The sequence below is a fragment of the Rhizobium sp. BK538 genome (genome assembly GCF_014197575.1).
GTDB lineage: Bacteria > Pseudomonadota > Alphaproteobacteria > Rhizobiales > Rhizobiaceae > Rhizobium.
Genome location: NZ_JACIFT010000010.1, coordinates 216,075 through 229,017, shown reverse-complemented (window position 1 = coordinate 229,017; position 12,943 = coordinate 216,075). Strand labels below are relative to the sequence as shown.

Below are 12,943 nucleotides of genomic sequence, written 5' to 3'. Positions count from 1 at the left end.
ACCATCGAGGTCCGCATTCCCCCCGTCGACATCGACCGCGTCTTTCCCGGCCAGCCCGCCCGCATGCGCTTCACCGCCTTCAACCAGCGCACCACCCCCGAACTCCACGGCACCGTCGCCGTCGTCGCCGCCGCAACAACCCTCGACCGCGCAACCGGCCAGCCCTACTACCTCGCCTCCCTCTCCCTTAACGACCAGAACCTCCTCAAGGACAACAAACTCATCCCCGGAATGCCCGTCGAAGTCTTCGTCCAGACCGCCGAACGAACCGCTCTCTCATACCTCCTCAAGCCATTCACCGACCAGATGATGAAGGCATTCAGGGAGGAGTAGCGTATCGAACAGTGCAGACCTCAGAGACCGGGGTGGTGCCGACGATCGGGCACCTAGAGCGCTACCGCTGTCACCGACTGTGGTTCGCAAGCGCGTGCGATGCGCATAATTTCAAATGGGAAGGAGTAGAATGGTGCCGCTTACGTGACTCGAACACGTGACCCCATCATTACGAATGATGTGCTCTACCGACTGAGCTAAAGCGGCAACTCTGTGGCCGAACGATGCGGCCCACGATTTGCATGGCGCTGATACAGGCATTGTTTGAAGATTTCAAGCGCCCTGTCATCTCTTCGGTAAAAAAGAAGGGCGCTGTGGAAATCTGCGGCCAGCCCCTAGAGCGACAGCCGCGTCCGGGCGGCTTTATACTCGGCCTCCAGCCGATCGACAAGCTTGCCGACGGGTTCGATCCCCTTGATGGCACCGATGCCTTGTCCGCTGCCCCAGATGTCCTTCCAGGCCTTGGCGCCGCCGACGGCCTGTTCGAAATCCATTTTCGAGGGATCCGCAACCGGCAGGTTGTCGGGGTCGAGGCCGACGGCCCTGACCGACGGCTTGAGATAATTGCCATGCACCCCGGTGAAGTAGTTAGAATAGACAATGTCGTTCGCCATGCCGTCGACAATCGCCTGCTTGTAGGCTTCCGAGGCGCGCGCCTCTTCGGTGGCGATGAAGGGAGTGCCTACATAGGCCATGTCGGCTCCCATCGCCTGCGCCGCGAGGATGGCGCCGCCATTGGCAATCGCGCCGGCAAGCAGCAGCGGCCCGTCGAACCATTCGCGGATTTCCTGGACAAGCGCAAAGGGCGAAAGCGTGCCGGCATGGCCGCCGGCACCGGCTGCGACGGCGATCAGCCCGTCAGCACCCTTGCGGATGGCCGAGTTCGCATGCCGGTTATTGATGACGTCGTGGAGCACGATCCCGCCGTAGGAATGCACGGCGGCGTTCACCTCCGGTACGGCGCCGAGCGACGAGATGACAACAGGCACCTTGTATTTGACGCAGAGCCTGAGATCGTGCTCCAGCCGTTTATTCGACATGTGGACGATCTGGTTGACAGCAAACGGGGCAGCCGGGCGTCCAGGGTTTGCGGTGTTGTGTGCGGCGAGGTCCTCGGTGATCATGGCAAGCCATTCGTCGAGCTGGCTCTCCGGCCGCGCATTCAATGCCGGAAAGGCGCCGACGATTCCGGCCTTGCATTGCGCCAGCGTCAGCGCCGGGTGCGAAATGATGAAGAGCGGCGAGGCGACGACCGGCAATCTGAGATCTTGGGTCAGGATCGGGGGTAGGGCCATGGGACACCATAAGAATTGACGTTTACGAAAACGTCAATGTGATAGCAGAGACTTTGTCGGAGGAAAAGCTCGCTCTATCGATTCCACAAATATCGGCTATTCTTTGCAAGGACATAAGATGGCGTACGGCAACCCTGCGTTTTCCCCCGCCGATGCGGATTGCAGGCAGGGCGGAGGCTTGCGATTTGCCGTGGCAGCGGTTACCGCATTTACGAAGTGTTAAGGACAGGGCCCAGTCTCAGAATAAAGGACCGGACGTGAGCGGATTAGAAACGGCTATCAGAACGGCGCTCAGCAATGCCGATCGCGACAATCCCGAAGTCCGTGCAAAGATTTACCAGTCCGCGCGTCAGGCTCTCGAAGCCGGTCTTCGCAAGCAGGACATCACCGACACGGAAGCGGTTGCCTATCACCGCCACCGGCTCGAAACGACGATTCACATGATCGAAGCGGAGGAGCGCGAGCGTCTTCATCCGCGCCAGGGACCGCCGGAGGTTCCTGTTCCACCCGTGGTGGAAATACACGAGCCCGTTGCCCATGTGGCAGCGGACGAGGCGACGAGCGTTTCGATCGGCGGAGAGACCCGCGAGCATTCGATCACGGACCCACGCTTCGACGACGAATCCAGCCTCGCTGGCGTCCATGCCGGCAGCGGTGATCATCTAGGCGTCGCGCCGGCTGCCGAGGCGCCTGTCGCGGAACGAAAGTCGGCCCAGATGGACTTCCGGCCGGAGCGCGCGGCCGTTCGCCGTAGACCTCGCAAGTTCTTCTCCCGGCTGCTGGTCGCCTGCGTGCTTCTCGCCTTCATCGGCATGGGGGCCTGGTGGGTGTACTCTTCGGGCTTGCTGAAGAGCGCCACAGAGCGAGATACAAGCGTCGCCAATCCGCCGGCGAGTACCCAGCCGGAAGATTTCGATGGTGCCGACGACGGCAACGGCAATGCTGCCGCAGGTGGCAATGCGGAACCAGTTGCGATCGATCCTCAAAATTCGTTTTCTGCCGACTGGATCGAGGTTTTCACGCCGTCCGACGTGGATGAGATCAAGGGCGGCCCACAATCTCAGATCCAGAAGGTCGCCGAAAACGATGGCCCGGCGGTGCGCCTGATCTCGCAGAGCAGCGGCGCCGACGGCAATGTCGGCATCAGCGTTCCGGCCGATGTGCTACAGCAACTGGCCGGCAAGTCCTCGACGATTGCCATCACGCTGCAATCCACCTCCGATGAGCCGACTCAGATTACGGTGGAATGCGATTTCCAGTCACTCGGCGACTGCTCCCGGCATCGCTTCTCCGTCACCCGGCAGAAGTCGGATGTGTTGCTTCAGGTCCGCTTCGATCGATCGCTGGCGCCGAACTCTGCCGGTAGTCTGATGATCAACAGCGACGTGGACGGCAAGGCGCGCGGCATCAACCTCTACGCCGTGCGGATCCTCCCGGGACAGTAGGCTATTTCAGGAAGCCGGGACCTGAACCGATGATCTTTTCGTCGAGCTTACCGACCGCATCTTTGTCCTTGCCGTCGTAGTCCATCGTTTTCAGCATGTGCCGAATGAGGTTCAGCCGGGCCCGGCGCTTGTCGTTGGCATGAATGACCGTCCATGGTGCGAATTCCGTATGGGTCTCCTTCAGCATCCGGTCGCGTTTCTCGCTATAGTCGCCCCATTTCGTCAGTGCCGCTATATCCATCGATGATAGTTTCCAGACTTTGAGCGGGTCGTGGCGTCGATCGTGGAAGCGCTTCAGCTGCATCTCGCGGCCGATATCGAGGTAGAACTTGAAGAAGAAGATACCCTCGTGGGCAATCACCTTCTCGAGCAGGGGCGCCTGGTTCAGGAAGTCTTCATACTGCTTGGGCGTGCAGAAGCCCATGACGGGCTCGACACCGGCGCGGTTGTACCAGGACCGGTCGAAGAGAACGAATTCTCCGGCTGTCGGGAACTGTGCGATGTAGCGCTGGAAATACCATTGCCCGGCTTCGCGCTCGGTAGGCTTGGTCAAGGCGACGACGCGGATAAGACGGGGATTCATGTGCGCTGACGAGGCGGAAATCGCACCGCCCTTGCCGGCTGCGTCTCGCCCCTCGAAAAGCGCCATGACGCGCTTGCCGGTGGCCTGCAGCCAGAACTGCACCTTCACTAGCTCGATCTGCAGCCTCTCCAGTTCCTCGAGGTATTCCTCTTCCTTGAGCTTTTTGTCGTAGGGATAGCCGCCGGATTGCAAAGCGGCCTCGTCAACCCAGTCCGGCAGCACGGGATCGTCGACATCGAAGACGCGCTTCTTTCCGCGGATGTCCAGTTCGACGGCTCTGCTCTCGACATCATCGGCCATGGCGTTCTCCCCGCTCTGAGTTTTGTTGAGCACAGGCGACCATATTTCTCGTTAAAAATCAAATGTCTTGCAGTTTGCCGAAATTCCTGTGCGTTCCCATCATGGCTTTTGCGTCTGCTGGCTGCAGCCGAAAACTTCTGTCATGATTCACGGCTATCAGGCAGAGTTTGAAGATAGAAGTACGAGTCGAAATCGCGAGGGGCAGTTGCAAGACGAGACGCCATGGACACGAAGCCTGATTTTGCGCATTCGGCAGGAGCGCCCCGTCCTGCTCGTGGCGCTGCTGATCGCACTGATCGCGCTTGCCGCAGGCGCGAACAAGTGGGTCGTGCTCGGTCTTCTGTTGCTGATGATCGTTACCGCTTTGTGGCACTCGGTTCCGATCATCCGGGACGTCACGCCAGAACCTGTTCCAGAGACTATCGACCTCCCCGCCAGCCGCCTGGTCGAAGTTACCGCGACGCTAGCGGCGCTCGATATCCCGGTCATGGTGCTTTCCGATGATGCCTCGGTACTTTACCAGAACCATGCAGCCGAAAAGGCGTTTGGCGAGGCCACGATTGGTGCCCATATTTCCGCGCGCCTGCGCTCGCCTGGCGTCCTCGACATCATCAGTGAAACGATCGCGACCAATGCACCGAACCAGATCGAGCACTCCGAACGCCTGCCATCCGAGCGTGTTTACATCGTCCGCAGCGCGCCTGTGGATCTTGACGGGCAGCAGCCTGCTGATGAGCGTTTCTTCGTGGTTTCTTTTCGGGATATTTCCGAAGTCCGCCGCATCGACCGCATGCGTTCCGACTTCGTCGCTAATGCCAGCCATGAGTTGCGCACGCCGCTTGCGTCCCTGCGCGGCTTTATCGAGACCATTCAGGGACCGGCAAAGAACGACGCGAAGGCGCAGGAGCGCTTTCTCGGCATCATGCTGGATCAGGCTACCCGCATGAGCCGCCTCGTGGACGACCTGCTGTCCCTTTCGAGGCTGGAACTGAAGTCTCATATCGCCCCGGACGAGAAAGTCGATCTGGTTCCTTTGCTCGGGCACGTCAGGGATTCGCTGGTGCCTCTTGCAAATGACGTCGGGGTCGAGATCGCTTTGCATCTTCCGCAGGGCAAAGCAGAGGTGCTTGGCGACCGTGATGAGCTGGTTCAGGTCTTTGAAAACCTCATAGAAAATGCCTGCAAATATGGGCAGGAGGGCAAGACCGTTGATGTCTTCCTTAAGAACGGTCAGGGCGAGCCGGTGGAAGTTACCGTGATCGACAAGGGACCGGGCATTCCAGCCGAGCACGTGCCGCGCCTGACGGAGCGATTCTACCGCGTGAGCATCGAGGATAGCCGCTCGAAGAAGGGCACGGGGTTGGGCCTTGCTATCGTCAAGCACATCCTGACGCGACACCGGGCGCGCCTCATCGTCAAGTCGGAAGTCGGGAAGGGGACGAGCTTCACCGTGCGGTTTTGACATAAAACTGTAAACGTTTGCTATTGCAATAGAATTTTTATCAATAAATTCAGATCTTTAACCTGTCACAAATGTTTCGTCAAAATGACATAAAAGCTCTAGCCATCAGAGGCTAAAGAGAGCGGGCCGCTGATAGACGGCACCGCCAAGGGCCGCTCAAGGCCGCACTCAGACCGCTATATGCCCGGGAGATTGTTATGAACGCTTTTAAACTCACGGTCGCAGCACTTGCCGCTTCCGCCGCTTTCGCTGGCGCGGCCGTTGCTCGCGACCAGGTTCAGGTTGCTGGCTCGTCCACCGTCCTGCCTTACGCCAAGATCGTTGCCGAAACCTTCGGCGAAACCTTCAAGGACTTCAAGACGCCGGTCGTTGAATCCGGCGGCACGGGCGCTGGCCTCAAGGAATTCTGCAAGGGCGTCGGCCCTGATAGCATCGACGTTGCCAACGCTTCGCGTCCGATCAACGCCAAGGAACTGGACGCCTGCAAGGCAGCCGGCGTAACCGACATCCAGGAAGTCAAGATCGGTTACGACGGTATCGTCTTCGCAACCGACTCGTCCAACCCGGACGTTGCCTACGTCCCGGCCGACATCTACAAGGCTTTGGCCGCTCAGGTTGTCGTAGACGGCAAGCTCGTCAACAACCCGTACAAGAAGTGGTCGGAAGTTAATCCGAAGCTCCCGGCTGTTGACATCGCTGCCTACATCCCGGGCGAAAAGCACGGCACGCGCGAAGTCTTCGAACAGAACGTTCTCGCAGCAGGCTGCAAGGCCTCCGGCGCTCTCGACGTGATCGCCAAGGAAATCACCGACAAGGCTGCTCAGACCAAGGCTTGCGTCGCAGTCCGTAAGGACGGCGCTGCTGTCGACATCGACGGCGACTATCCGGAAACGCTGGCGCGCATCGCTGCCAACAAGACCGGCGTTGGCGTCTTCGGCCTTTCCTTCTATGAAAACAATGCTGACAAGCTGAAGGTTGCGAGCGTCAACGGTATCGTTCCGTCGACCGAAACCATCGCGAACGGCACGTACCCGGTTTCCCGTCCGCTGTTCTTCTACGTCAAGAAGGCACACCTCGGCGTCATCCCGGGTCTCAAGGAATACGTCAGCTTCTTCGTTTCCGACCAGATGATCGGCCCCGACGGCCCGCTCGCTGAATACGGCCTCGTTGCTGCTCCGGACGCAGAGCGCGACGCGATCCGCAAGGGCGTTGAAGACGGCAAGACCATGTAATGACCTTTGCCGGCGCGATCACCAGATCGCGCCGGCATTGCCTTGTTCCGCCAGTTGGGGACGGGGTTTGAACTTCTCCAAGTTTGAGAGCCGGATCGGTCCGCCTGCCGTTTCCGCTTTTTGGGGTCAAAGGGCCTGGGGACCTTACGAATGAGCACATCCGTCATACTCCTGTGCCTCGCGGTGCTGGGCGCCGCTGGCTTTCTGGCAGCCCGCAGCCGCGCTACGGCACTTGTCGGAGGCAAGTCCTCTGCGTTGCATTCACGACCGGGTTACTATGGCGCCTATGCGGCGATCTGGACAATCCTGCCGGCACTGATCGTGCTGTGCGCCTGGTTGGCAATCAGCCCTTCGATCATTGAAGCCTCCGTCCGCGGATCGTTTCCGGACGACATCAAGGCGCAGCCCGCTGCGCAGCAGAATTTGAACTACGGCATGGTCAACGCCATTGCGCGCGGCTTGCCGCTGCTCGCTCCGGAGGAGATCAGCGGTGCTGCCAGCGATCCGGCTGGCCTCCAGGCAAAGCTTGCTGCGAAGGGTGTTCCGCTTGCCGGTCAGCCACAGCCCTACATGATCGATGCGGCGCAGATGCTTAACGCGGAATCCGGCTCCAGCCGCCTCGTCATGACGGCGCTGGTTCTCGTTCTTGCCGTTGCTGGCGCATTTTATGCGCTTCGCGAAGTCGCACCGCGGTTCCGTGCGCGAAACCGCGTCGAACGCGTCATGCTTTGGGGCCTGCTTCTGGCGTCGTCGATCGCCATTCTGACGACGATCGGTATCGTTCTGTCGATGCTGACGGAAGCCGCCCACTTCTTCGCGACAGTTCCTGCCGCAGACTTCTTCTTCGGAACGGTCTGGGATCCGCGCTTTGCCGGTGCCGGCAGCTCGTCCTTCGGGCAATTCGGCCTGATCCCGCTGTTGCTCGGCACGCTCTACATTGGCTTCGTGGCGATGCTCGTCGCGGTGCCGGTCGGCTTGTTCGCCGCGATCTACATGGCGGAGTATGCCGCTCCCAAGGTCCGCTCGATTGCAAAGCCGCTGCTCGAAGTTCTCGCCGGTATTCCGACGATCGTCTATGGCTTCTTCGCTCTTGTCACCGTCGGCCCCTTCCTCCGCGACCTTTCCTCGCAGGTCAACGGCCTCCTGACCGGCAACTATGCGAACTTCATTCAGGCGCAGAGCGTTCTGACCGCCGGTATCGTCATGGGCATCATGCTGATCCCGTATGTTTCGTCCCTGTCTGACGATATTATCACCGCAGTCCCGCGCGCCCTGCGGGATGGTTCGCTCGGTCTCGGCGCCACGCGCTCGGAAACGATCAAGAAGGTCGTGCTTCCCGCAGCGCTTCCCGGCATCGTCGGCGCGCTGCTGATGACCGCCTCGCGCGCCGTCGGTGAAACGATGATCGTCGTGCTTGCGGCAGGTGTTGCCGCCCGCATCCAGATCAACCCGTTCGAGCCGATGACGACGGTGACGGTCAAGATCGTCAACCAGCTGACGGGCGACCTCGAATTTACGTCGCCGCAGACGCTTGTTGCCTTTGCTTTGGGCATCACGCTGTTTTTCATCACGCTTTGCCTCAACATCTACGCGCTCTACATCGTGCGCAAATACCGGGAGCAGTACGAATGACGGATATTGTTTCTCCGGTTGAGGGTGTCGTTGTCTCCAAGGCACCCGAACGCCGCGATATCGGCCTCAAGCGCCGCTATGCCGCCGAACGCCGCTTCCGCGCCTATGGCGTCGCGGCAATCTCCTTCGGCCTGATCTTTCTGGCGATCCTGCTCACGAGCGTCATCAGCAAGGGCTACACCGCCTTCCAGCAGACGGTGATCACGCTGCCGATCGAGTTCAGCGAGAAGACGATCGACCCGAACAACAAGCGCGCCACCGATCCGTCGGTGCTGGTTGCCGCCAACTATCCCGTGCTCATCCGTGACGCGATGATCAAGGCGCTGAACCTCAATGCGTCGAGCCGTCCAGAGGTCCGTGACGCGACCGCGATGATTTCCAAGGGAGCGCCCATCCGGTTGCGCGACATGGTCATCGCTGATCCATCGCTGATCGGCAAGACGGTCAATGTGACGCTGCTTGCCGACGCCAACATCGACTCCGCCAACAAGGGTCAGATCGATCTGAAGGTGGACGAGAAGAACCGCAAGGTGAACGACAGGCAGGTTGGCTGGATGAACCAGCTGGCGGAAAGCGGGACGTTGCACAAGACGTTCAACACCGGGCTCTTCGTCAACGGCAACTCCAGCCGCCCCGAGGCCGCCGGTCTCGGCGTCGCCCTGATCGGCTCGCTTTACCTGATGTTGATCGTGCTCGTACTTTCGCTGCCGATCGGTGTTGCCGCTTCGATCTACCTCGAAGAATTTGCACCGAAGAACAAGCTGACGGACCTGATCGAGGTCAACATCAACAACCTCGCAGCCGTTCCCTCGATCGTCTATGGTCTGCTCGGCCTCGCCGTCTTCATCAACTTCGCCGGCCTGCCGCGTTCCGCATCGCTGGTCGGCGGTCTGGTGCTGACGCTGATGACCTTGCCGACGATTATCATCGCAACCCGCGCAGCGCTTCGCGCAGTGCCGCCGTCGATCCGGGCGGCTGCTCTCGGCCTCGGCGCTTCGAAGATGCAGATGGTGTTCCATCATGTGCTGCCGCTGGCCATGCCGGGTATTCTCACCGGCACGATCATCGGCCTGGCGCACGCGCTTGGCGAGACCGCACCGCTGCTCCTCATCGGCATGGTCGCCTTCGTGGCCAATGCACCGAGCACTCCGCTCGATCCGTCGACGGCTCTGCCGGTGCAGGTCTACATGTGGGCCAACGAAGCCGAGCGCGCCTTCGTCGAGCGTACCTCTGGCGCTATCATAGTCCTGCTCCTGTTCCTGATCGTCATGAACCTCGGAGCCATTCTCTTGCGTCGTCGCTTTGAGCGCCGCTGGTAAACGGAGTAGACATTATGAACATGTTGACGGAAGCAGCAGTTGAGAAGGCTCTGGATCAGAAGATGAATACCGTTCCCTATAAGATGATCGGCCAGGACGTCTCGGTTTACTACGGCGAGAAGCGCGCGCTCTTCGACGTGAAGCTGAACATTCGCGAAAACACGGTGACGGCGCTGATCGGCCCGTCAGGTTGCGGCAAGTCTACCTTCCTGCGCAGCCTGAATCGTATGAACGACACGATCGACGGTTGCCGCGTCACCGGCAAGATCACGCTCGATGGTGATGATATCTATGATCCTGACATCGACGTCGTGGAGCTCCGTGCCCGCGTCGGCATGGTGTTCCAGAAGCCGAACCCGTTCCCGAAGACGATCTACGAGAACGTCGCCTACGGCCCGCGCATCCACGGTCTCGCCAAGTCGAAGGCCGACATGGACCAGATCGTCGAACTCAGCCTGCAGCGCGCCGGCCTGTGGAACGAGGTGAAGGATCGCGTTCATGAAGCCGGCACTGGTCTTTCCGGAGGCCAGCAGCAGCGCCTTTGCATCGCCCGCGCTGTTGCGGTGAGCCCTGAAGTGATCCTGATGGACGAGCCATGCTCGGCACTCGATCCGATTGCGACGGCAAAGGTCGAGGAACTGATCCACGAGCTTCGCGAGAACTACACGATCGTCATCGTGACGCACTCGATGCAGCAGGCCGCCCGTGTTTCGCAGCGCACGGCCATGTTCCACCTCGGCAACCTCGTCGAAGAGAACGATACCGACAAGATGTTCACCAACCCGGACGATCCGCGCACCCAGGACTACATCATGGGTCGCTTCGGTTGATCGCCGGCGTCGGCAACCCTCACCATACTCAAGGATGAGCCCTATGGCATCGACACATATCTTTTCTGCCTACGACGACGATCTGAAATTCCTGTCCCGCCGTATTTCGGAAATGGGCGGCCTTGCCGAGCAGATGGTTTCGGATGCCGTTCGCGCTCTCGTCAACGGCGATACGGCCCTGGCCCAGAAGGTCATCTCCGACGACGTGATCCTTGACCACGCTGAACGCGAAATCGGGGACAAGGCGATCGTGACCATCGCCCGTCGCCAGCCGATGGCGGCCGACCTTCGCGAGATCATGGGTTCGATCCGCATTGCGGCCGATCTCGAGCGCGTCGGCGATCTCGGCAAGAATACCGCCAAGCGCGTCATCGCGGTCCAGAGCGCCGGCGTGCCGCGCAAGCTCGCCCGCGGCCTCGAGCACCTTTCCGAACTGGCGCTTGTCCAGCTCAAGGAAGTGCTCGACGTCTATACGAGCCGTGCTGCCGACAAGGCAAAGTCGATCCGTGAGCGCGACGAGGAAATCGACGCGATGTACACCTCGCTGTTCCGCGAGATGCTCACCTACATGATGGAAGATCCGCGCAACATCACCAGCTGCACGCATCTTCTGTTCTGCGCCAAGAACATCGAGCGTATCGGCGACCACGCCACCAACATTGCCGAAACCATCTATTACATGGCCACCGGCGCTCAGCCGGAAGGCGAACGTCCGAAGGACGATACCGCCAACACCGTCGGCGCCGTTACGGAATAATCGTTCCGCGACCGCGCCCCCAGGAGACCGAAACGAATGATACCAAAAGTAGCTGTCGTTGAAGATGAAGAAGCACTGAGCGTACTTCTTCGCTATAACCTTGAGGCTGAAGGCTTTGAGGTCGACACAATCCTGCGCGGCGACGAGGCCGAGATCCGGCTGCAGGAACGCACGCCGGACCTTCTGATCCTCGATTGGATGCTGCCGGGCGTATCAGGCATCGAGCTCTGCCGTCGCCTGCGCATGCGGCCGGAAACGGAGCGCCTGCCGATCATCATGCTGACAGCTCGCGGCGAGGAGAGTGAGCGTGTTCGCGGCCTCTCCACCGGCGCCGACGACTACGTCGTCAAGCCGTTCTCGACGCCGGAGCTCGTCGCCCGCGTCAAGGCGATGCTTCGTCGTGCCAAGCCGGAGGTACTTTCCACGCTGCTGAAGTGCGGCGACATCGAGCTTGACCGCGAGACGCACCGCGTTCATCGCAAGAGCCGCGAAGTCCGTCTCGGTCCGACCGAATTCCGGCTTCTCGAGTTCCTGATGGCATCCCCTGGCCGTGTCTTCTCGCGCTCCCAGCTGCTCGACGGCGTCTGGGGTCATGACATCTATGTCGACGAGCGTACCGTCGACGTTCATGTCGGGCGTCTGCGCAAGGCGCTGAACTTCTCCAACATGCAGGATGTCATCCGCACCGTTCGCGGTGCCGGCTATTCCATGGAAGCCTAAAGCTCTCCTGAGAGGCATCCACACCGTCCAACGAAAAACGGGCCCGCGAGGCGGCCCGCGAGGGCCCGTTTTCTTTGTTCCTTATCCGGCTTCCGGGTCAGGCGACCCGGTTGGCGGCCTTGCGGCGCTCGTTGACCGGCTGATAGGCCATGCGCTGGTGATAGGTGCAGTAAGGGGAGGAGTCTGGGGATTCGCAGCCGCAGAAGTGGAAGTCGTCCTTCAGCGGATCGCCGACCGGCCACTTGCAGGTGCGCTCGGTCAGTTCCGTCAGGCCGAGGCGGCGAGAAATCGGAACGACGACGTTTGCGGCCGGACGGTAGCTGATTTCCGCGATGGCATCGATTTCGATCTCTTCCTTGAGCATCGTCGCACCCTGCTGGCGGGTGACGGTGCGCGTGGTGACGCGAGATGCATAGTTCGGAGCGCGCGGCGCGGATGTCGTGCGCTTGGGCGTTCTGACAGTGGTCGTCGAGCCTCCGGCCTTGGCGCGGCCGGGCAAACTCAAACGGTGGACTTTGCCAATGACGGCGTTACGGCTTACACCGCCAAGTTGCGCTGCGATCTGGCTGGCGCTCAGGCCCTCGGACCACAGCTTCTTCAGTTTTTCAACGCGCTCGTCTGTCCAGTTCATGCCCCTGTCTCCGCCTTATTAGCGTTGGTGCAGGCAGAATCCCTCACCATTGCCCCGGACGTATCCGAGGCAAGAAACGCTTGCTCGATTTTGGTGACTAGTTCCGCCGCATGCAGTCTAGTAATTGAGTTTTAACCTAGTGTGAGGCTGAGTCTGTGACAAGAGTCGGTTGAATCTCGGCGAATCGAATTTCAAGTTTTCCCCAACTTGCTGGGCGAGAGAGTCATTTCTGCAACATTAGTTGTTGATAGCTCCAGCGCCTCCGGATGGCGGCTTGACGCATGCAGGAAAACCTCAGTTTTGTTGACATTGCAGTGCGAAAAGTAAATAGTGCTGCTCGCCGCCGAAAGGCGGCATTTTTAATTTTCCGGACCCGCTTTCCTTAGCCGGAGTCCGGCCGCTTG

The 12,943-nt window shown here is 60.2% G+C and carries 12 protein-coding genes and 1 tRNA gene; 9 read left to right on the top strand and 4 right to left on the bottom strand.

Annotated features, from left to right (window positions below; translation table 11 throughout):
- Positions 1–333: HlyD family secretion protein (locus FHX09_RS14845; RefSeq protein WP_184450287.1), on the top strand; the 333-nt coding region annotated here is incomplete at its 5' end.
- 131 nt (positions 334–464) lie between these two features.
- On the opposite strand, the gene FHX09_RS14840 is transcribed toward FHX09_RS14845, so the two are convergent.
- Both FHX09_RS14840 and FHX09_RS14835 read right to left on the bottom strand, forming a co-directional pair.
- Positions 465–540, bottom strand: a tRNA-Thr gene (locus FHX09_RS14840).
- A gap of 128 nt (positions 541–668) precedes the next feature.
- The gene (locus FHX09_RS14835; protein WP_007796198.1) at positions 669–1,628 is read right to left on the bottom strand and encodes a nitronate monooxygenase family protein; all 960 of its coding nucleotides are present in this window, start codon (positions 1,626–1,628) and stop codon (positions 669–671) included.
- Positions 1,629–1,885: 257 nt separating this feature from the next.
- Between FHX09_RS14835 and FHX09_RS14830 the strand changes: the two genes are divergently transcribed.
- Positions 1,886–3,073: a hypothetical protein gene (locus FHX09_RS14830; protein ID WP_132592568.1), complete on the top strand. Its 1,188-nt coding sequence runs from the start codon at positions 1,886–1,888 to the stop codon at positions 3,071–3,073.
- Position 3,074: 1 nt separating this feature from the next.
- Here FHX09_RS14830 and ppk2 read toward each other — a convergent pair whose 3' ends face one another.
- Entirely contained in the window at positions 3,075–3,956 is an 882-nt protein-coding gene (gene ppk2 / locus FHX09_RS14825; protein ID WP_132592566.1) for a polyphosphate kinase 2, read from the bottom strand.
- 238 nt (positions 3,957–4,194) lie between these two features.
- On the opposite strand from ppk2, the gene phoR reads away from it, so the two are divergent.
- The 7 genes from phoR (at position 4,195) to phoB (ending at position 11,908) form a co-directional block, all read left to right on the top strand.
- Complete coding sequence (phoR, locus tag FHX09_RS14820) at positions 4,195–5,418, top strand: phosphate regulon sensor histidine kinase PhoR (protein WP_132592576.1); 1,224 nt, start codon at positions 4,195–4,197, stop codon at positions 5,416–5,418.
- Positions 5,419–5,615: 197 nt separating this feature from the next.
- On the top strand, positions 5,616–6,650 hold the full coding sequence (locus FHX09_RS14815) for a substrate-binding domain-containing protein (RefSeq protein WP_132592564.1): 1,035 nt from the start codon (positions 5,616–5,618) through the stop codon (positions 6,648–6,650).
- A gap of 150 nt (positions 6,651–6,800) precedes the next feature.
- Positions 6,801–8,282 carry a phosphate ABC transporter permease subunit PstC gene (pstC, locus tag FHX09_RS14810; RefSeq protein WP_132592562.1) on the top strand — a complete coding sequence of 494 codons (1,482 nt, stop codon included), beginning with the start codon at positions 6,801–6,803 and terminating at the stop codon, positions 8,280–8,282.
- Positions 8,279–9,601 carry a phosphate ABC transporter permease PstA gene (gene pstA / locus FHX09_RS14805; protein WP_132592560.1) on the top strand — a complete coding sequence of 441 codons (1,323 nt, stop codon included), beginning with the start codon at positions 8,279–8,281 and terminating at the stop codon, positions 9,599–9,601. Before pstC ends, pstA begins: the two co-directional genes overlap by 4 nt.
- A gap of 14 nt (positions 9,602–9,615) precedes the next feature.
- A complete protein-coding gene (pstB, locus tag FHX09_RS14800) occupies positions 9,616–10,431 on the top strand; it encodes a phosphate ABC transporter ATP-binding protein PstB (protein WP_007796217.1) in 816 nt (271 codons plus the stop codon).
- A gap of 43 nt (positions 10,432–10,474) precedes the next feature.
- A complete protein-coding gene (gene phoU / locus FHX09_RS14795) occupies positions 10,475–11,188 on the top strand; it encodes a phosphate signaling complex protein PhoU (RefSeq protein WP_007796220.1) in 714 nt (237 codons plus the stop codon).
- Between the two features lie 36 nt (positions 11,189–11,224).
- On the top strand, positions 11,225–11,908 hold the full coding sequence (gene phoB, locus FHX09_RS14790; RefSeq protein ID WP_007529789.1) for a phosphate regulon transcriptional regulator PhoB: 684 nt from the start codon (positions 11,225–11,227) through the stop codon (positions 11,906–11,908).
- 97 nt (positions 11,909–12,005) lie between these two features.
- Here phoB and FHX09_RS14785 read toward each other — a convergent pair whose 3' ends face one another.
- Positions 12,006–12,539 carry a GcrA family cell cycle regulator gene (locus FHX09_RS14785; protein ID WP_007796222.1) on the bottom strand — a complete coding sequence of 178 codons (534 nt, stop codon included), beginning with the start codon at positions 12,537–12,539 and terminating at the stop codon, positions 12,006–12,008.
- Positions 12,540–12,943 lie beyond the last annotated feature (404 nt).